The sequence below is a fragment of the Halostella pelagica genome (assembly GCF_004762015.1).
GTDB lineage: Archaea > Halobacteriota > Halobacteria > Halobacteriales > Natronoarchaeaceae > Halostella > Halostella pelagica.
The window spans coordinates 220918-240529 of record NZ_SJES01000006.1 but is presented as its reverse complement, the minus strand read 5'-3'; the positions used below and the strand labels follow the sequence as shown (position 1 = coordinate 240529).

At 59.2% G+C, this 19612-nt stretch carries 19 protein-coding genes; 13 read left to right on the top strand and 6 right to left on the bottom strand.

The annotated features are described in order from the left end of the window. From EYW42_RS15025 to EYW42_RS15015, 3 genes are all read left to right on the top strand, one after another. Positions 1–518: aldehyde dehydrogenase family protein (locus tag EYW42_RS15025; RefSeq protein ID WP_135536108.1), on the top strand; the 518-nt coding region annotated here is incomplete at its 5' end. 267 nt (positions 519–785) lie between these two features. Then, on the top strand, positions 786–986 hold the full coding sequence (locus tag EYW42_RS15020) for a hypothetical protein (RefSeq protein ID WP_135536107.1): 201 nt from the start codon (positions 786–788) through the stop codon (positions 984–986). A 171-nt stretch (positions 987–1157) separates the two neighbouring features. After that, positions 1158–1928: an IclR family transcriptional regulator gene (locus EYW42_RS15015; protein ID WP_135536106.1), complete on the top strand. Its 771-nt coding sequence runs from the start codon at positions 1158–1160 to the stop codon at positions 1926–1928. 65 nt (positions 1929–1993) lie between these two features. Here EYW42_RS15015 and EYW42_RS15010 read toward each other — a convergent pair whose 3' ends face one another. Continuing rightward, on the bottom strand, positions 1994–3229 hold the full coding sequence (locus EYW42_RS15010; RefSeq protein WP_135536105.1) for a saccharopine dehydrogenase family protein: 1236 nt from the start codon (positions 3227–3229) through the stop codon (positions 1994–1996). 127 nt (positions 3230–3356) lie between these two features. Here EYW42_RS15010 and EYW42_RS15005 point away from each other — a divergent pair, with 127 nt between their 5' ends. After that, on the top strand, positions 3357–3767 hold the full coding sequence (locus tag EYW42_RS15005) for an EamA family transporter (protein WP_237561347.1): 411 nt from the start codon (positions 3357–3359) through the stop codon (positions 3765–3767). 6 nt (positions 3768–3773) lie between these two features. Here EYW42_RS15005 and EYW42_RS15000 read toward each other — a convergent pair whose 3' ends face one another. Together EYW42_RS15000 and EYW42_RS14995 are read right to left on the bottom strand one after the other, a co-directional pair. Then, complete coding sequence (locus EYW42_RS15000; protein ID WP_135536104.1) at positions 3774–4268, bottom strand: Rieske (2Fe-2S) protein; 495 nt, start codon at positions 4266–4268, stop codon at positions 3774–3776. Further along, positions 4265–5374 (bottom strand): amidohydrolase family protein, encoded by a 1110-nt coding sequence (locus tag EYW42_RS14995; protein ID WP_135536103.1) that lies wholly within the window; start codon positions 5372–5374, stop codon positions 4265–4267. The genes EYW42_RS15000 and EYW42_RS14995 overlap by 4 nt, the downstream gene beginning before the upstream one ends. Before the next feature lie 516 nt (positions 5375–5890). On the opposite strand from EYW42_RS14995, the gene EYW42_RS14990 reads away from it, so the two are divergent. The 7 genes from EYW42_RS14990 (at position 5891) to EYW42_RS14960 (ending at position 15081) form a co-directional block, all read left to right on the top strand. Beyond that, positions 5891–7891, top strand: coding sequence for a CocE/NonD family hydrolase (locus tag EYW42_RS14990; RefSeq protein ID WP_135536102.1), 2001 nt, complete (start codon positions 5891–5893; stop codon positions 7889–7891). A 188-nt stretch (positions 7892–8079) separates the two neighbouring features. After that, a complete protein-coding gene (locus EYW42_RS14985) occupies positions 8080–9786 on the top strand; it encodes an ABC transporter substrate-binding protein (RefSeq protein WP_135536101.1) in 1707 nt (568 codons plus the stop codon). A 47-nt stretch (positions 9787–9833) separates the two neighbouring features. Then, positions 9834–10817: an ABC transporter permease gene (locus EYW42_RS14980; RefSeq protein ID WP_135536100.1), complete on the top strand. Its 984-nt coding sequence runs from the start codon at positions 9834–9836 to the stop codon at positions 10815–10817. Positions 10818–10855: 38 nt separating this feature from the next. After that, positions 10856–11731, top strand: a complete 876-nt coding sequence (locus EYW42_RS14975; protein ID WP_161972961.1) for an ABC transporter permease — start codon at positions 10856–10858, stop codon at positions 11729–11731. Beyond that, entirely contained in the window at positions 11731–12756 is a 1026-nt protein-coding gene (locus EYW42_RS14970) for an ABC transporter ATP-binding protein (protein ID WP_135536098.1), read from the top strand. Before EYW42_RS14975 ends, EYW42_RS14970 begins: the two co-directional genes overlap by 1 nt. Continuing rightward, positions 12753–14099, top strand: a complete 1347-nt coding sequence (locus EYW42_RS14965; protein ID WP_135536097.1) for an ABC transporter ATP-binding protein — start codon at positions 12753–12755, stop codon at positions 14097–14099. Before EYW42_RS14970 ends, EYW42_RS14965 begins: the two co-directional genes overlap by 4 nt. Then, positions 14089–15081, top strand: a complete 993-nt coding sequence (locus EYW42_RS14960) for a hypothetical protein (RefSeq protein ID WP_135536096.1) — start codon at positions 14089–14091, stop codon at positions 15079–15081. Before EYW42_RS14965 ends, EYW42_RS14960 begins: the two co-directional genes overlap by 11 nt. A gap of 26 nt (positions 15082–15107) precedes the next feature. On the opposite strand, the gene EYW42_RS14955 is transcribed toward EYW42_RS14960, so the two are convergent. After that, positions 15108–15656 carry a helix-turn-helix domain-containing protein gene (locus EYW42_RS14955; protein ID WP_161972960.1) on the bottom strand — a complete coding sequence of 183 codons (549 nt, stop codon included), beginning with the start codon at positions 15654–15656 and terminating at the stop codon, positions 15108–15110. 511 nt (positions 15657–16167) lie between these two features. Then, the gene (locus EYW42_RS14950; protein WP_161972959.1) at positions 16168–16959 is read right to left on the bottom strand and encodes an IclR family transcriptional regulator; all 792 of its coding nucleotides are present in this window, start codon (positions 16957–16959) and stop codon (positions 16168–16170) included. Between the two features lie 276 nt (positions 16960–17235). On the opposite strand from EYW42_RS14950, the gene EYW42_RS14945 reads away from it, so the two are divergent. After that, complete coding sequence (locus tag EYW42_RS14945) at positions 17236–18522, top strand: sodium-dependent transporter (RefSeq protein ID WP_135536093.1); 1287 nt, start codon at positions 17236–17238, stop codon at positions 18520–18522. A gap of 5 nt (positions 18523–18527) precedes the next feature. Next, positions 18528–18668 carry a hypothetical protein gene (locus EYW42_RS19525; protein ID WP_161972958.1) on the top strand — a complete coding sequence of 47 codons (141 nt, stop codon included), beginning with the start codon at positions 18528–18530 and terminating at the stop codon, positions 18666–18668. A gap of 48 nt (positions 18669–18716) precedes the next feature. Here EYW42_RS19525 and EYW42_RS14940 read toward each other — a convergent pair whose 3' ends face one another. Then, positions 18717–19511 carry an MBL fold metallo-hydrolase gene (locus tag EYW42_RS14940; protein ID WP_135536092.1) on the bottom strand — a complete coding sequence of 265 codons (795 nt, stop codon included), beginning with the start codon at positions 19509–19511 and terminating at the stop codon, positions 18717–18719. Positions 19512–19612: the final 101 nt, after the last annotated feature.

Sequence of the window (19612 nt, the reverse complement as noted above, 5' to 3'; positions counted from 1 at the left end):
AGCGGTACAACGACCTGGCACAGCAGGAGGGCGCGAACGTGCTGGTCGACCGGACGGAACTCGACGACGAGGAGATCCCGGACGGGCACGAGGACGGCCACTGGGTGGGGCCGTTCGTTTACGAGGCCGACTACGAGGAGGACCTGCGGTGTCTGAAAGAGGAGGTGTTCGGCCCGCACGTTGCGTTAGTGGAGTACGAGGGCGACATCGACCGCGCGATCGAGATCCACAACGACACGCCGTACGGACTCGCAGGAGCAGTGATTTCGGAGGACTACCGGCAGATCCACCGGTTCCGCGACCACGCGGAGATCGGGCTGGCGTACGCGAACCTGCCGTGTATCGGCGCGGAGGTCCAGTTGCCGTTCGGCGGCGTCAAGAAATCCGGCAACGGCTACCCCAGCGCCCGCGAAGTCATCGAAGCCGTCACCGAACGCACCGCCTTCACCCTCAACAACTCCAAGGAGATCGAAATGGCCCAGGGCCTCTCGGCAGACATCACAACGCAGGACGAGTGAACTCCCCGCTCTGACGGCTCTTACGTGCGCGCAGAGCAATGAGTACGAGCGTCTGAACCGAGAGTATCTCGACCACACCGTCCTACCCCTACTATGGTCGGGGGTGGGTATACCCGGACGTAGTACGTGGAGACAGCCACAATGGGGATCGACCAGTACTGTCCAACCTGTGATGCACACACCCAGTACGTCAGCGGTATCGAACACTGTACCGAATGCCGTTGGTATCTCCCACAGGGGGCGGACTGACAGCCGCCGTGAGTACTTATGGAAAAACACGTACTCGACCTCCTGTACAGGCACGAACCGCTTCACATCGGTGCTATCATCGAACGCTCCGATGCGCACCCGTCCATGGTTGAAGAGAGCTGTATGCGCCTGTTTCAGCAAGGCTACCTCACAACTGACAGCTGTGGGGTGTACCGTCTGACCCAGAGCGGTTGTCAGAAACACGAGCGAACGGAGTGACCCCGTGGATCAGTCGTTCGTTTCGACGAACTGACGAACCGGCCGGTCTGAAGGGCGAACCCGGCTGTTTCGTGAACGGATCCCCGGCACCGGAGAGCGCGACGCAACCGAAACCACCGGCGTTCGACATACACGAACATTTACGAGGGGCGAGATGTACTACCGTTACCTATGGGACCTCAGGCAAACAGGCCGATCAAAGCTCTCCTCACGATGGAGGAGATATTGAACGACCTCCACGAAAACGAAGGGGCCACCGTCACGGCCGTCGCTGAACGGATAGACCGCCCCAAAAGCGTCGTCCACGACTACCTGAGTACCTTGGAACAACTTGAGTACGTCGTGAACGACGACGGGAGCTATCGGTTGAGTCTTCGATGGTTAGACCGCGGCTGCAAGGTTCGAGACCGGGTCTCTATCTACGACCTCATGATCCCTGAACTCCGGCGATTGGCCGGTGAACTGAGCAACGAGATGGTTTCTTTCGCAGTCGAAGAGGAAGGGTCGGTCGTCGCTCTCGAAGTGATCCAGAGCCGGGAAGATATCGAATACGAAACCAACGCCGGAATGCGGTTTCCCATCCACTGTTCCGGTGCCGGGAAAGCCATTTTAGCCTACCAGCCTGAGGAGCGGATCGATTCCATCATCGAACGCCACGGCCTACCGGAGTTCACCGAGAAAACGATCACGACTCGTGAGGAACTCGTAGAGGAACTCGAAGAAATCCGTCAGAACGGCGTGAGTTACGAGTACGGCGAGTATCACTCGGGGATGGCGACCATCTCCGCACCCATTCTCACACCCGACGATACCCCGCTTGGCGGGATCAGCATTACGGGTCCGGAACGGCATATGTCCGAGCCAGAGGTCAAATCGACGCTCAGTAACAAGCTTCTATCGAAGGTGAACATAATAGAGCTAAATTACAGCGGGAGAAATTAGCCGCTCTATCGAACCATGACGCCCCTGCTAAGGCGTACGCGAGGCTTCGGGCGCGTACTCAACAGTCAGTCGCTCCCGTGTTCGCCGGGAACCGTCTCCGCGGTTAGTTCGAATCCGCGTGACTCCATCTCGTCGAAATACCGCTCCGGATCGAGACCGCTCGTTTCAGTGACGAACACTCCGTCCGACTCCACCTCGTTTTCGGCCATCAACTGAAGCGTTACTGAAAGCGGAACGCCGACGTAACAGCCGTACTCCCGCATGAGCGTGATGTCGTTGCCGCCGAAAAACGGGAACGGTTGCTCGAAGTGATACACTGCCTCTTCCTCCCGGCCGTCGACCGATCCGGTCACCTCCACCGAAAGAACGGTCTGTGGCGTCCAGTCCGTCTCCGGCGAGAGTTGTTCGGGCGGCCGCCACTCGTCCTCGTGGCCTTCGGTCTTTATCTGCTGTTGCATCGCGTCGAGCGGGTCGACAGTCGCTCCGTCGACCTCGACGGGGTCGGCGTCGAAGGCGTTCATCGCGTGGAGCGTCTCCTCGTACTGCCGCCACTCGTGATGCCAGACGCCCCGCGTCACGACGCGGCCGACGTTCGTCTCCTGTGCGACGGGCGCTTTGGGAAACGTCACGGGTTCGGTGTGCGTGATAAGGTAGGTTTCCTGCTCGCCGATCGGTTCCGGGAACTCGAAATCACGCGGCTCGCCGAACGGCGGGTGATCCGTGATGACCGACCCGTCCTCGTAGACGACTCGCTCGTCGACGTTCGGGTCGTGTTCGTAGGTCACGGTGTCCGTTAGTCCGGGGGTCGTCTGGGTGAGTAGACGCCACATTCCCCAGTAGAAGTTGACCTCGTCGACATCGTCAAACTGGTCACAGGCCAGCATCCCGAGCGCGATTGTGCTCACGAGCCCCCCGTTCGCAAACCAGAGCGAACTGTCGGCGTCCGCGACGGCGTCGGACTCGCCCAGTACGTGGTCGAACTCGAACGCGTTCAGGTCGACGCCGGTAATGCCGCCGACTGATTCGATAGCTTCGAGGACGTTCTCCTCGAAATGGTACGGGAGGCCGTTTACCAGATACGATGCTCCCGAGAGAACTCGTTCGATGTCTTCGGGGTCCGTAGCGTCGACCGCCTCGAACGAAAACCGGTCGTCGTCGATGAGTTCCAACAGCCGCTTCGCGTTCGTTTCGTCCGCGTCGGCCACGACTATCTCTTCGAAGTCACTGTGCTTGTAAAGGTCGTAAACGCAGGACGAGGTCATCGCTCCTGACCCGCCTAACACGACAGTCTTCCCAGCCATGTACTAACCTGGCTATCGTCGAGTTAGTTGAATATTGTGATCAGCGACCACACTGGACGGCTAACAGTGACCGGACGACCGGGTGCAAAGGCAATTTTAAAGCGACCGACTGCCGTATCTCGGAACGATGGGGAATTACTTCGCGTACGCAGTCTCGGCGATGGCGCTCTACACAGGGTGGGCATTCTTCGCGAAACTCTCGACGCAGGCGATCCCGCCCGAACAGAGTGTCATCTACACGTACGGATGCGCAATAACTGTCGCTGCCGGATTCTACTTGCAAAGCGAGACGCCGGTGCTGATCGACCCTCGTGGCATCGGGTTCTCCCTGATAGCCGGGCTCTGCATCGGTCTCGGAACGGTGGCGTATTACCTCGCGCTCGACGCTGGCTCCGCGACGATAGTCACGAGCATCAGCGGAATGTACATCGTGGGAACGGCGCTACTCGGCGTGGTCTTTCTGGGCGATTCGCTCACCGGGCTGAATTTGGTCGGCATCGCCTTCGCAGTCGGGGCAGTTGTGCTTCTCGCACAGTAACGAGCGTCACAGGTAGACGACGACGGTTTCGCGTTCGACTTCGACGTCGTACGTGTCGACAGGCGGTTCGCTGCCGTCGAGACCGGATCCGCAACTCGAACAGTCGGCATCGGGCATCGATGGGTCGGGTACGTCCCTCTCGCCGTCGGACTGACCGGCCTCCTCAGCTTCGGCCGTCGCTTCGAACGTCTTCGCTTTCACCTTGTGGGGGTTGAACACCGACTCACCGGTCGTAATGTCGAACTCCCAACCGTGCCACGGGCACTGAACGATCTGGTCGTCGGAGGTCCACTCGTATTCACCCGGTTCGTCGGACACGGTCGTGCCGGTTAGCTTCCCCTCACACAGCGGCGCCCGCTGATGGGGACAGTCGTTTTTCAGCGCGAAGTACTCCCCACCGACGTTGAACACACCGACGGAGAACCCATCGAGTGTCGTGATAACCCGTTCCCCCGGCGGCAGGTCGTCCGCCGAGCAGATCTCGAATCGTTTCTCGCTCATAGGTCTGTAGGATCGGCTGGCAGATCCCAGAGTTCGACGGCGTTCTCGTAGCGAACGGCGCGTTCGAGCGAGTCCTCCATCGGTGGAAGCCCCCACGTCGGGTCGTCGCCGTCCCAGTGCGGGTAGTCGCTGGCGAAGATGAGCATTTCGTCCGCGTGCATCATCTCCAGGATCTGGTTGTGTTGTTCCGCCGTTTCCGGCTCCTCGATCGGCTGACTCGCGAACCAGACGTTCTCTCGGATGTACTGACTGGGCGGCTGGTCGAGCCACGGGGCCTGCGACCGCAGTCCCTTCCAGTTCTTGTCTAACCGCCACATGAAATGCGGTACCCACCCGTACCCTCCCTCGATAAACGCCCATCGGAGGTCGGGGTACTCGACGAAGACCCCCTCGGTGACGATGCTTGCGAGCTGACCCATGTAGTACGCGCCGAGAAGCGTATGCCACTCTATGTAGGAGTTCGGATGACCCGCTCCCGTCGGCGCGTTACTCGTTCCGTGGCCCTCTGAAAACGGGTGGACCGCAATCGCGAGATTCATTTCCGCCGCAGCTTCGTACATCGGCCAGTACTGGGGGCGGCCGTAAGGAACCTCCGCACCGCCGGGGAGCATCACCTGACGCACCTGGGGATGGTCGCCGAATTCCCGGATGAGTTCGGCCGATTGCTCCGGTGCCTTCGGTGCGACGTACAGCGACCCGAGGAACCGGTCGTCGACCGGCAGACAGTCGTCGACGAGCCACTTGTTGTACGCGCGGGCGAGTTCGACGGCGTAGTCCCGGTTCGGCAGCGCAGCGAGGTTGAACCAGGAGTTCCCCGTCAACATTCCGTAGTCGATATCGTTTTCGTCGAAGTGGCTGCTGGCGAGTTCTTCCAGGTCCGTCCCGGGTTTGGATCCGTCTTCCCCCATCTCTTCCTGCCGGAAGAACCCGCCCGGGTTTCGGTACAGGAGCGTCGGTGCGACGATGCCGTCGTCCCTGTATCGCTCGGGGAGGTACTGCATTATCTCCTCGTCACTGGCCCATCGCTGGTGAATGTCCGCGTCCACCAGCGTGAGTTCACCCGTCCCGTCCGGAGTATCAACTGCTGTCGAGGTACTGTTTGGCATGGTCCGCGAGGACGACTATTCCCCCAGGTAATATAAAAGTTTTCACCACCTGACGGTTGTTCGCCCTGAGACGTGGAGATAGCATCCGTCAGACGGCCGTATGAGACCGATCTCGACCACAAAAAGAGACCGTAGCCGCAGTTGACGCAACGCGGTTCGACGTATCGCCGAATAAAAACCCGATGGCCTGTTCGTCATTGTCGAACCATACTATTACGGCCGCTGGCCGAAGGTATTTACAGGCGTATTACTGTAATTCAGGGCCTGAGATCACTGGTGAGAAGACGACATCTACTGGAACTGAGCGCAAAGGTAATTATTTTTATGTATGGGGAGTTGGATTTCGATATTTCAGTACGTATATGTCGAACACCGAGATCCGCGCCAGAAGTCGTCGTCGACCGGTTCACTGGAGAATCGACCGACTGGCCGCTAGGCGACAAGTAGTTTTAAATAGGTGTGTGCGATATCACCGCTCTGCAACACGAAAGTGTCCCAGCGAGTTCGATCTACAGTATGACTGATAACAATACACGATCTGAGGTCCGGCGTCACACGGATCTCACGATCCCGGTCGATTCTGAACAGGTAGCTGCGACTCGGTACGAGCCGATCGAGTGCGAGGGTCCGTCACCCGCACTACTGATGTACGTCCCGTACCACAAGGACGACTGGATCACGTACGGCTCGTACGACCCGCTGAACCGGTATCTCGCCAGCCGCGGGTACGAAGTCGTCGTCGCCGACATGGTCGGGACCGGCGGTGCGACCGGGACCATCGACGAAATGTTCGTCGCCGAACGCGAGGGCGAGGAGGCGGCCGAGATCGTTCGGTGGTTAGCGGCGCAAGACTGGACAACTGGCTCAGTCGGGATGTACGGGAAGTCCTACGGCGGGATCACGAGCCTCGCAGCGGCAGCGCGCCGACCGGAGGCCTTGGAGGCGATAGTCCCGATCGAAACTCCCTACATGGGGTATCGGAACAGCTACACATACGGGGGCCTGCACGAACTGCTCACCATCGGCATGGACTGGTTAGCGCTGATGCAGGTTCTCGACGTGAAACCTCGGAGCAAACGTGACGATGACGGGGATTGGGCGGAGGTCTGGGGGAAACGGCTCGACCACGTCCGCTCCCGGAAGCCCTGGATATTCCAGTTCTTCGACCACGAGCGGAAAGACGAGGCTTACTGGGGTGACAAGGACATCCCCGTCGGCGAAATCGACGTCCCGACGTTCGCGGTGGGCGGGTTCCGCGACCCGTACGCGATGGACACCGTCGACTACTACGAACAGATCGACGCGCCGAAACGGCTGCTTTTCGGGCCGTGGCGTCACACGATGCCCCATCGAGGCTTCGAAGAGGCGATCAACTTCCGCGAACAGGTCTCTGAGTGGTTCGATTACTTCCTGAAAGGAGAAGGGTCAGACCCGCTCGATGAGGCGACCGTCCAGACCTGGACGGAAGTCGACGGTCGCGGCGAGGACGGCGTCTGGGAGGGGTTAGACGAGTGGCCGTCCACGTCGAACGCGCCGGAGGGGTATCGCGTCGAACAGTTCGATCTCACGACGGACGGGGCAGAACCGACAGCGTCGCACGAAGGTGAACCGCTCGCGACGGAATACGAGTTCGACCAAACTGTCGGAATCGAGTCGACTATCCCGTACCGGTCTCCCGTTCCGACTCAGGACACGAACGGGGACGACGCTCGGTCCCTCTGCTTCGAAACGGACCCGTTCGACCGACCGCTCAAACTGACAGGGTCGGGTTCGGCGACGATACGACTCGAATCGACGTCCGCGGACCCGACGGTAGCGGTTCGGCTCGTCGATGTCGCACCGGACGGCTCGGCCAACACCATCACGGTCGGTGCGCTCCGCGCCTCTCGGCGGAACGGTCTCGACGAAGACGACCCGCTTGAACCCGGGACGGAGTACGAGATCGAGGTACCGCTGAATCCGAAGTCGTACGTGTTCGAGGACGGTCACAGGCTCCGCGTGGCGATCTCCGCGTCGTATTTCCCGTTCGCGAAACCGACGGGGGAACACGGCTCGTTCGTGATCCGATCCGCACCGGACGACCCGTCGAACGTTCGATTGCCAGTCCAGTACTACGGCGAAGAAAAGCGGGACCAAAACCGGATCGAGATGGGGGACCCGGACGACTCCCTACCGAACGCGCCGTCCGCGCTCACTCGCTCCGATGTGACGTGGGAGACGACCAGAGAGCGAACGGGCGACACCGGAAGCGTCACCAAAGAGTTCGAGAACACGCTGGATCTGCCTCATGTACGTCTCAACGAGACTGGAACGTACGAGGCGTCCGTCGAGAGCGACGACCCGTCCAGCTGGAGTGCTACCAACCAGTTTGAAATGACGATGGAATACGACGACGAGGTAATAGAGGTACACGCTTCTAACTCCCTCTCGGACACGATCATCGAGCTACAAACCACAATCACGCGAGACGGCACTCGGATCTTCGACGAGACGTGGACGAGAATGGGCAACGAGTGAATCGCTTCCGGGTCCCGAGACACCGCTACTGATACAGTCTCTAACGGACCATTCACCGACCGGAGAGCGTTCACGGTCCGTCCAGCTACCGTATTACTGGCAGAAACCGACGGAGAACGGTCTGAAAGAAGGCCGACGCTCCACAGGACATGAAAACAATTATATAGTGGTAGTATTCTTGTTATCCTATGCCATCTACTGGCAGGGAAGAGTCCATGGAGCGTCGGTCGTTCCTGCGTGTGGCCGGTGGCGCAGTCACTGCCGGCGCAGGATCCGTGTTAGCAGGCTGTACCACTTCGGACAACGGTGCCAACTCGGAAGACACGGAGACTGCGACGAAAACCGCACCGTCTCAGCAACAAAGCGGCGGGGAACTGGTCGTTGCGATGCAGTCCGACATCGAAACCCTACATCCGCACAAAGTCGCGAAGACGACGGACATCACAATGGTCGAAAACCTCGGGAACTCTCTCTACAGAGTCAACAGTTCTGGGGAGATCCAGCCGGACCTCGCGGCGGAAATGCCGACCATCTCCGACGACGGGAAAACGTACACGGTCCCGATACGGGAAGGCGTCACGTTTCACGAACCGTACGACCGCGAACTAACGGCAGACGACATCGTGGCGAACTACCGTCGTATTCTCGACCAAGACTACGGTGCCTACGGTCGCGGTAACTACGTCGGGACACTCGTCGGGGACGACATCGATCCAGAGGAGACGGTCCGGAAAACGGGCGAGTACGAAGTCACCTTCGAACTCGCCGAACCGTACGCTCCCTTCCTGTTCAAACAGGCCTCGATGTCCTCGTTCGGCTGGTTCACTATCGTTCCCATGGAAGCCGTCGACGAACACGGGAGCGACTTCGGGGCTATTTCGAACGGTGTCTGGTCGACGGGTCCGTTCAAATACAACCCGGACGAGTCGGTGTCCGGATCCGAGTACGTCTTCGACCGCAACCCCAACTACTTCAAGTCGGACGACCAGGGGAACCAGCTGCCGTACGTCGACCGGGTCGTCTACAAGCCGATCCCGGAAGCGAGCGTGCGGAACACCCAGCTTCAGTCGGGAGATATCCACGTGAGCGAATCCGTTGCGGCGACCCAGATAAGCTCGGTACAGTCCAGTTCCGACGTCGAAGTCAGAGAAAAGCCGAGCACGGCCAGGATGAGCCAGTGGCTCAACATCGTGAACTACGAACCGACCTCGAAAAAGCCCGTCCGGAAGGCGATGATGCACGCGATGAACCGCGAAGCCATCGTCCAGACCAAGTTCGATGGACACGCGACCGTTTCGGACAGCCTCTTCCCGTCGTGGCACTGGGCGTACGACGACGAAACCGCAGTGACGTACGACAACGACGTGGACGAGGCCGAAAGCTTGCTTGCGGACGCGGGATACGAAGACGGGTTCGATCTTAAGTGTGAGCCCGAGAACCAGCCGAAGTACGTCGACGTCGCAACCATCCTGCAACAACAGTTCAAGCAGGTGGGGATCGATATGACGGTCGAGCCCGTCTCGAAAACCGCCGCCTGGGAACCGATCAACAGCGGCCCGGCTTCGTCAGACTGGCACTCCCTCATCGGCGACTACACGTGGGGCTTCTCGGCGGACGACTACACGTACAGTACGTTCCACTCCGAAGCGGCGTTCAACTACACCCATTACTCGAACGAGGAAGCGGACCAGCTAATGGAGGAAGCACGTCACGTGACCGACCGCGACGAACGGAAAGACCTCTACGGCGAAGTGCAAAACATCGTCACCGACGATATGCCGAAACTGTTCCAGCTCTGGACGAACGTGATCCAGGGGCATCGTTCGAGCGTGCGGAACTTCCGCGTTTGGCCCTCGGCGTACATGGGCTTCGAGGACGTGTGGATCGACGAGTAGATGGCAGCGAAACGTATTAATATAGAAACCGTCAGAGCAAACCAATAATGACTGGAAATAGTGGGTTCGTCAACTATCTCGTCAAACGGGTTCTGTTAGGGATCCCCGTCCTGCTGGGCGTCTCGATCGGAGTTTTCCTCCTGATCAAACTCACACCCGGCGATCCTATCAACGCGATCCTCCCGACGCAGGCCCGAACCCCCGCGAACGTCGCGCAGGTACGACAGCGCCTGGGGCTCGGAGAACCGCTCTACGTACAGTACTGGTCGTGGCTCTCGAACGCGGTTCAGGGTGACCTCGGATATTCGTACAACCGGGGAGAGCCGGTCACTCAACTGATCCTGTCCCGCATCTGGCCGACTGCGCAACTCGCGTTTATAGCCTTATTAGTCGCACTGTTCATCGCGATCCCGTCCGGCGTGATCAGCGCGGTGTACAAGGACACGTTCGTCGACCACTTCAGCCGGATCATCGCGTTCGTCGGCATCAGCGTGCCCGCGTTCTGGCTCGGCATAATGATAATTCTCGTGTTCGCGCTGTTCTGGAAGCAACTCTTCGGATTCGCGTTGATACCGGCGGGTGGGTACGTCCCTCCCAGTGATAGCCTCATCGAGTGGCTCCAGTACGTCGCTGCGCCAGGAATTACGCTTGGCGTGGGATACGCGGCGTTGACCGCACGTATGACGCGTTCGACGATGGTCGACGTACTCAACGAGGAGTACATCCAGACGGCTCGGTCCAAAGGCGTCAAAGAGTCCGTCATCGTATCGATACACGCGTTCAGAAACGCCCTGATTCCGATCGTGACCGTCCTCGGTATCCAGATCGGGTTCCTGTTCAACGGGTCCGTCGTCGTCGAACAGGTGTTTCAGTGGCCGGGCATCGGCCGACTGCTCTATCAGGCGGTCATCGACAAGGACCTGCCGCTGATACAGGGGATACTGCTGTTCGTCGCGGCAGTGTTCGTCGTCGCGAATCTCGTCGTCGACCTGCTGTACGCGTACCTCGACCCGCGGATAAAATACAACTGATCCAGCATATGACGGACATTACCATAGACCGAGGGACGATGGTTGAACCGCTTCGGGAGAAGTACAACCAGTTTGCCGATACGTACAGACAGCTCGATGCGAGTGCGAGGATCTCGTTTTGGATCGTGTTCGGCATCGTAAACACCGCGATCTTCGCGCCGATACTGGCTCCCTACGACCCGGCAGCGCTCCATTACGAGGCATCCCTACAGGGGCCGACTCTCGCCCACCCGCTCGGAGCAGACCTCATGGGTCGTGACATACTCTCGCGGCTCATCTTCGGGACGCGAGCGTCACTCGCTGTCGGAGTTGTCGCTGTCGGGATCGCAGTCCTGATCGGAGTGCCGCTCGGTAGTATCGCAGGATATCTCGGCGGCTGGACCGACGAGTTCATCATGCGGTCCATGGACGTCGTCATCTCCATCCCCGCGTTGGTGCTGGGGTTAGCGATCGTCGGGGCGATCGGAGCCGGACTGGTAAACGTCATCGCGGTCGTCGCGGTAGTCTACTCGCCGCAGTACGCCCGGATCATACGGGGTAGCGTGCTCTCGGTGAAAGAGGAAGAGTACGTCGAAGCGGCCGAGAACACCGGTCTCGGAAACGCTTCAATACTGGTCAAGCATATCCTTCCGAACGCGTTCACCCCCGTAATCGTGCAGTCGACGTATCACGTAGCGACCGCGATCATCCTCGAAGCGTCGCTTTCCTTCCTCGGCCTCGGAGTTCAGCCGCCGCGACCGACGTGGGGGATGATGATCGCCAGCGGCCGACAGTACTTGCCCGGCGAGTGGTGGATATCGGTGTTTCCGGGGGTCGCGATCATGATAACGGTACTCGCGTTCAACATCCTCGGTGACGGACTCCAAGACGAGTTCGATCCGCGGTCGGAAACTGAAACCGGAGGTGGTGCGTGATGGCGTCGACCGAGAACAACGAGTCAGAGGCGGAAGCGGACCGCGTCACCCACGACGACGACGCGTTGCTTTCCGTGCGGAATCTGGAAGCCCGCTTCGATACGGAGGACGGGGCCGTTCGAGCCGTAGACGGTGTCTCACTGGAGGTTCGGGAGGGTGAAATCCTCGGTATCGTCGGGGAGAGCGGCTGCGGGAAAAGCGCTACCTCTCTGTCGATAATGCAACTCCTCGAATCGCCGGGCTACATCCACGACGGGGAAGTACGATTCAACGGCACTGACCTCGTCACCGCATCCAAAGAGGAACTCCGGAACATCCGCGGGAAGAACATCTCGATGATATTTCAGGAGCCGATGTCCGCGCTCAACCCGGTGTTCGATATCGGCTGGCAGGTCGGGGAGCCGCTACGCGTTCACGAGGATATGAGTGAGGCGGCGTCGCGTGAACGCGCTATGGAGCTGATGAAACAGGTCGGTATCCCGAGTGCTGAGGACCGCGTCGACTCGTACCCCCATCAGTTCAGCGGCGGAATGGCACAACGGGCGATGATCGCGATGGCGCTCGCCTGTGAACCGGACCTGCTCATCGCGGACGAGCCGACCACCTCACTCGACGTGACGATAGAATCACAGACGCTCGACCTCATCGAGAAACTCAACGAGCAGCGCGACATGGGCGTGTTGCTAATCACCCACAACCTGGGCGTCGTCGCGCAGGTCTGCGACCGGGTTGCGGTGATGTACGCCGGCCGCATCGTCGAATACGGTGATGTCGAGGACATCTTCCGTGACCCGAGACATCCGTACACGAAAGGCCTGCTTGACTGCGTTCCCGACCCGCGCCGAACGGACGTGTCCCCGACTTCGATCGAGGGTGAAGTTCCGGACCTCGCAGACCCTCCGGACGGCTGTAATTTCGCCCCGCGGTGCCAGTACGCTACCGAGGAGTGTCAGGCGACCGATCCGCGGTTGCAGGAGGTCGAAACCGATCACTACAGCGCCTGTCTCTGGGAGGATCCCGAATGACTGACGAACCAATACTCAAGGTGGACGACCTGCAGAAACACTTTTACGAGAACCAGGGCCTGCTAACCCGGCTCCGACCCGACCAGGAGGTAAAGACCGTCCGCGCAGTCGACGGGGTCGACCTCACGATCCAGGAAGGCGAAACTCTCGGCTTGGTCGGGGAGAGCGGCTGCGGGAAAAGCACTCTCGCTCGGTCGGTGTTGAGGCTCACTGAGCCCACCGACGGCAGCATTCGATATCGCGAGACGGACGTCACGGAGTTCAGCGAGCGCGAACTTCGCTCGTTCCGCAGCGAGGCACAGATGGTGTTCCAGGACCCGTTCTCCTCGCTGAACCCCCGGTACACGGTTCGCGAAACGGTCGTCGAGCCGATGAAGGTTCACGGTATCGGCGAGTCGAGCGAGGACCGCGATCAGCGCGCGCGGGAACTGATAGAACGAGTCGGCCTGGATAGCGAGCACCTCGACAGATATCCGCACGAGTTCAGCGGCGGACAGCGCCAGCGGATCTCGATCGCGCGTGCTCTCGCGGTCGAACCACAGGTCATCGTCGCTGACGAACCGGTGTCGGCGCTCGACGTGAGCGTCCAGATGCAGATCCTGAATCTCCTCAACGAACTACAGGAGGAGATGGGCCTCACGATGCTGTTTATCTCGCACAACCTCTCTATCGTCCGTCAGATCTGCGACCGCGTCGCGGTCATGTATCTGGGGGAGATAGTCGAGCGAGCGGAGACAGCGACGCTGTTCGAGGATCCGAAACATCCCTATTCGGAGGTACTCGTTTCGAGTATCCCGATCCCCGACCCGACCGTCGAGCGGGACAACATCACGCTGGAGGGGGACGTCCCGACTCCGATAGACCCGCCGTCGGGCTGTCGGTTCCATCCGCGGTGTCCGAAAGTCATTCCGCCGGACGACTGGGCGCACGACCAGGAGCTCTGGCGGCGTATCCTTCGACTCAAGGCCTCGTTAGAGACCGGAGAGGTAAACCTCAACGCGATCCGATCGAAGTTAGAGTCACAGACTGAGAGCCCCGTTTCGGAGGAAGACGTAAAAGAGGACGTTCTCGAAGAGTACGTGATCCGTGCGAACGTCGAGGGGGCCGACCGGGTTCAGATCCCCCCGGAGGTCGCGGACGACCTAGACCGTGCACTCTCTGCAGTCTTCTCCGACGACGACCCGGTCGAAATCCTCGACCGGTCGTACTCCAGTATCTGTGAAAGCACGGTTCCGAGCGAGTCCGACGTTAGCGATCATCGGAGCGTCAACTGTCATCTCCACGACGAAGAATTGAAACGTGACCAGCAACTGTCTACAGTAGTTACTGCCGATGAGCACTAAGTATCCTACCAGCGACTCGGTCGGGACCGTTCTCGCGAACGCGGTAGCTGACGTGGTAACCGAAGAGCGGACCGTCCTCTCCGACGAGGACTCACGGGCCATCGTCACCGAAGCCTACCGGAACGCCCTACATTCGGATCAGCGGGATCAGTTCGAAGCGGCTCTCCGCGAGCTCCGCGACGACACAGATCAGGAAAGCGTCGAAGGGGTGATCGACTCGGGAGTCCGTGACATCTATCAAGCATTAGCGCAAGACGATGTGCGTCTCATCGTCGAGCACGCGGTTTCGGTCGAGTTCGATCAGCGTGAGGTGTGGCTCTATCAGGTAATTCAGGGACGTGATCCGGGTAAACCGGACGAGTTGGGGTTCTCTAGTGACGTACAGAGTGCTGTCGAACACGGGGTTGCTCTCCTCTCCGAGTCCCGGTTCGATGATGCACTCGAACATTTCCGGTCTGCCGGCGAGCAGGCCTCGACGACTGACGATGCAGTCGCGTCGAAGGTGCTGAGTGCTTGGACAAACCATTTAGCCGGTCGAAACGAGCGTGCCCTCGACTTCGCGGAGGAGGCACTGCATCTGCACACCGGTTCCTTCACGAGTCGACTCGTGATACTGGTCGCTGACCACGCCGTTTCGAATCAGTCGACCCCTGATTCCCTCAGCGCAAAAGTGTATCTCCGGACCCAGGCAGACGTTGCGTCGGAGGGGGACCTGCAGGTGCGCATACTGAACGACCGGGAGGAGCGGAGGGAGGGTTCCGAAACCGAGTTCGTCCCGATACCGTCTCTCGAAGCGGAAACGACGATCGAGTTCACGCTCACCGGAGAGTTACACTCGTTCCCGGAACTCAGCGCATACTACGTCGCATTGGGACTCGTCGACGAGCGTCGCGGACTTCCGCGGAGCGTCGAGCAGGTGTTCGCGCAGGGTCCCGAAACTGCAAACGGGACTGAGGCGGTGCGATTCGAGAGAGAACAGTAACGCCGTTTTACGCCGGACTCACCGGCTCAGGGGTCCATTATCTTGGATTCCGCCTTCCGGAGGTGCTCCAGAAACGTCGTTTTGGAGACGCCGAACTCCGCACACATCTCTCGAACGGTAGTGTCCCGGGGCCACTCGTAGTACCCCTGTTGTCGTGCGAAGTTGATCACCTCCTTTTGCTTCGGCGAGAGGTTGTACTGGATCGGAAGCGGTTCGTGGCTGAGGTGCTGGTCACCGGAGATGATCTGGTTCACATCGATCTCCGCGTCAACCCGCTCTCGGATCCGGTCGAGACGGGCACTCATTTCCTCTCGATCCTCTCGGATGAACACCGGCCATCGCTCTCCGGTTTCCTGCACGTGGACGGGACTATGATTGATGAACCCTTCCGAAATCAGTGCGTCCCCGACGCTGTGACCGGTGTCGTAGTCGACGATGATATCGGTAGACGGCACGCCAAAAAGCGACTCGTACTCCAACTGCTGGCTCGGCAGGATAGTCACTGTTTCAGTGAACTCCGACCGTCTCACCGCGTCAATGAAGGCCTCTATTTCGTTGGACTCCGTATCGAACACGGTGAAGTGTCCTTTTGCAGTTCCATCAGAAATGCGATGAACACGGTGCATGAGCATCTCAGCGTCTGTTTCCGCTGCGGCGGTGATACCCCAGCAATCCGAGTGCCAGACCTGTAGTAGGGCTCGGTTTCGGGTCGGTTCCTCGGGTGAGTTCATGTTCGGTCACAGTGGTGCAGCCTGTATAAAGGAATACATTGCAGCAAGTCTCGGTACGGTATACCGCTCCTCTGATATCACCATCGGTCGATCGGCCGGATGCTACTGACGGTCGATCGGTTGGGTGATACCTAACTCTCAACGGGTAGTCGGCCGCCAGACAGTACCTATCAGCGAACACGGTGTTATTTCTTCGACGTAAACTTCGGCTCCGTTGCCGTGAATATCGACCCATGGGACGCCGGAATACGGCGGGGTTGCCGTCTTACTGTCCCTTCATACGCGGAAGGTGTGGGACTGACTCGTTGGAACCAGAAACGACTGTTTGACAGAATCAAATACCTGGGCCGGGGTTTCAATTGGTGAACACGTCGAAGTCGTTCGTCTGGACGTTGGCTTCGATCAGGCTCCGCGCTTCCGCGACGAGGTTCGGGAACGCCTCGGTGAACTGTTCGTCGTCGATACGGCCTCCCGGTCCGGCGACACAGATCGCACCTAAACAATCCCCGTCCGTACTGAGGATCGGTGTGCCGACTGCTCGGATACCGTGGATCTCTTCCTCGTCGTTGTACGCATACCCCCGTTCGCGTATGCGTTCGAGTTCGTCGAACAGCGTCCCTCTATCGGTGATCGTCTTGTTCGTTTGAGCCGGTAGCCCGTACCGGTCCACTATCCGGTCCACCCGTTCAGGGGACATCTGTGCGAGCATCGATTTGCCGGTCGCACCGTAGTGAAGATATCTGTGCTGTTCGAAACTCGTTTGCTGGTACTCTCTGTTGATCGTGTTCTCGCCGTAGAACCGATGGAGCAGGACGCACTTGCCGTCGTATTCTGTCGCGATCTCGCATATCTCGCCCGTTTTGAGCGCGAGTTGCCGCACAGGGTCTTTCCCGGCTTGGAAGACCAACTGCCGGTTCTTGACGTGGGCACCGTAAGTTATGAACCCGGTTCCCAGCCGATACCGTTCACCCGCCTGCTCGACCAGATCGTTTTGCTGTAACGTCATCAGGTGGGTGTGAGCGGTGCCTTTCGTCACGTCTACCTGTTCACTCAACTCGGCGAGGCTCATCTGCCCGTTCTCTTTCAGCACTGCTAGTATTTCGAACGCCGTTTCGAGTGCTTTGATTCTGCGCCCACCTGGAGACATGGCTACTATTACCAGGTGGCCAACCATAATATTTGGCATTATCAAATACGGTAGAATAGTCCGCTCGGTGAGACCAGTTGGTCCACCGTCAGTTGCCACCCAGTGAGACGTGACTCTATCCAGTCATCACGTCCCAAATCCCTGTAGACTACGGGGACGGAGTCAGCGCGAATTCACCGATGGTATTGGTAAACACACACCCTGTGTTGATCGAAATTATATGATAGATTTTTATACAGAGGGTTAATCATAGCACATGTCACACTAGGTGATACCATGTCAAATGTAAGAGAACGGTGGTCATCGGAACTCGGACTCGTCGCAGGCGCGATCGGATCGGCCGTCGGCCTCGGGAACATCTGGTTGTTCCCGATGTTGGTCGGTCAGAACGGCGGGGCGGCTTTCCTGATCCCCTACTTCATCTTCACGTTCAGTTTCGTGTGGACTGGGCTCGTGATCGAATTCAACACCGGCCGGATCGCCCAGCAGGGCCCCGCGGGCGCGTACGAAGAACTCGGGATGCCGTTCGGCAAGTACATCGGACTGATTCCGGGGTTCCGTCCGCTCGTCGTACTCATCTTTTACGCGAGCATCGCGGGCTGGACGCTCCGTTACATCGGCGCGCCGGCAAACGAACAGTTCTGGGCTGAACCCGGTGCGTTCTTCGGAACGGTGAATTCGGGGCTACAATCGGCTGTCTTCGCCGTGCTCGCCCTGGCGATCATCGGGTCTATCGTCTACTTCGGTATCGAGAAAGGTATCGAACCAGCGACGAAGTTGATGATCGGCTTGCTGTTCATACTCCTGGTGTTACTGGGCATACGGAGTGTCCTGTTACCGGGAAGTCTCGAGGGCCTCAGGTTCTATCTGGTCCCTGATTTCAGCAAGCTAACGACGAGAGTCGTGTTGAACGCGATGGCACAGGCCTTCTTCACGGCCAGCCTGGCCGGTGCGCCGATGATCGTCTATGGGAGCTACCTCAGTGAGAAGGCGGATACGGTCTCGGCAGCCATCACGACTACGTTCGGGAACGCGACTATCGCGCTACTGTCCGGCTTTGCCATCTTCCCCGCCGCACTCGCTGTCGGCGTCGAACCGAACGCTTCCGGTCCCGGACTCCTGTTCATTTCGCTTCCGGCGATCGCACAACAGCTTCCCGGATCGACGCTGATCGTGACCGGGTTTTTCCTCGCGGCGGCACTCGCGGCGATCTCGACCGGGTTGTCGATCCTCGAAGTTCCCGTCGACTCCCTCAAATACCACTTCGGACTGCCACGCAAAGTGGTCACGCCGATCTTGGTACTGATAGTGGCCGTCGTGGCGATCCCGACCGCGATGTCGTCGGAACTCTTCGACACTCTCACCACGATCGTGCTCTACACGGGGCCGCTTGCAGCACTGCTCGCCCCGCTTGGCCTGTTCTGGGCTTACGACGGCCGCCAAGCGCTCGAACAGATCAACGAAGGACCGGGAACCGAACTCGGTGACTGGTTCTTCTACTGGGGGAAGTACATCTATCCGGCCGGAATCCTCGCAGCGTATGCGTGGGACGTACTCGGGTGATCACAATGGCAGCAAGCACTACACAGGTGATACTGACGGCGGTCGGAGTACTAACGATTACCGTGGTTCCCTTCGTGTGGGGACTCTACAGAATGGTCAAACACACCCGGGAGCACGAACCCGGTGAGGACGAACGGGTCATGTAGGGGTTGCTCACTGCATCGGCGGTCTCGGAACCCGTTATCGACCCGGCATCACAGATCGAACGTTTTCCCTTCTTTGGCAACGCTGAACCCTGCTTCTTCCAGTTGCTTCCGTGCGTCTGACTCCGGATCGAGGAGCGGATTGGTGTGGTTTAGGTGCGTGAACAGGATTTCCGTGTCTACCGCTGCGAGCGCGTCTAGCGACGATTTCACGGTCGGGTGAGGAACGGTCTCCACTCGGTCGAGTTCGTCGCGACTCCAGAACGTTCCGTCGACGAGCGCGATGTCGACGTTCCGGATCAGGTCCAAGGCGTCAGAGGTCAACTGATCGATGTCGCTCATGTAGAGAAGCGACCGGTCCGGTCCGTCGATCCTGTACGCTAACGTTCCGGTCGGAACCGTCTCGCGGTGTTCGACCGGGACGGCCATTACCGACGCTTCGCCGAGCAAAACGCCGGACCCGTCGTCGATCAACCGGAGGTCGATATTCCCCTCGTCGACGAGGAGACGGAGCGGCACGTTCTCGCGGATAACGTCTGCGAGGCCCTCGGTACAGTAGACGGGTATTTCGTCCGCGTTGGCCGACTCCCGCCCGAGAAATAGTAGTCCCGGGAGATGCCCCAGATGCGCGTGCGTCAGGAACACGCTGTCCGGAGTCTCAGACAGTTGAAACCGAATATCCGGTGTCGCATCGAACAGATAGTGACCGTCGTCCTCAAGGCGGATCGCGCTCGAGTATCGGACTCGCTCTGGGTCCTTGCGAGCAGTCTCGCAGTTCGGACACTGACACCCTATGTGCGGCACTCCGGCATCCTGGGCGATACCCAGAACTTCTATCGACACCATGGATAATGCTACTGTATAGCTCAACCATCAAATTACTGGATACGACCGACACGTATCGAGTCGTACAAAGTGCGATCAGGAGCTACTCTCTCTGCGGAAAT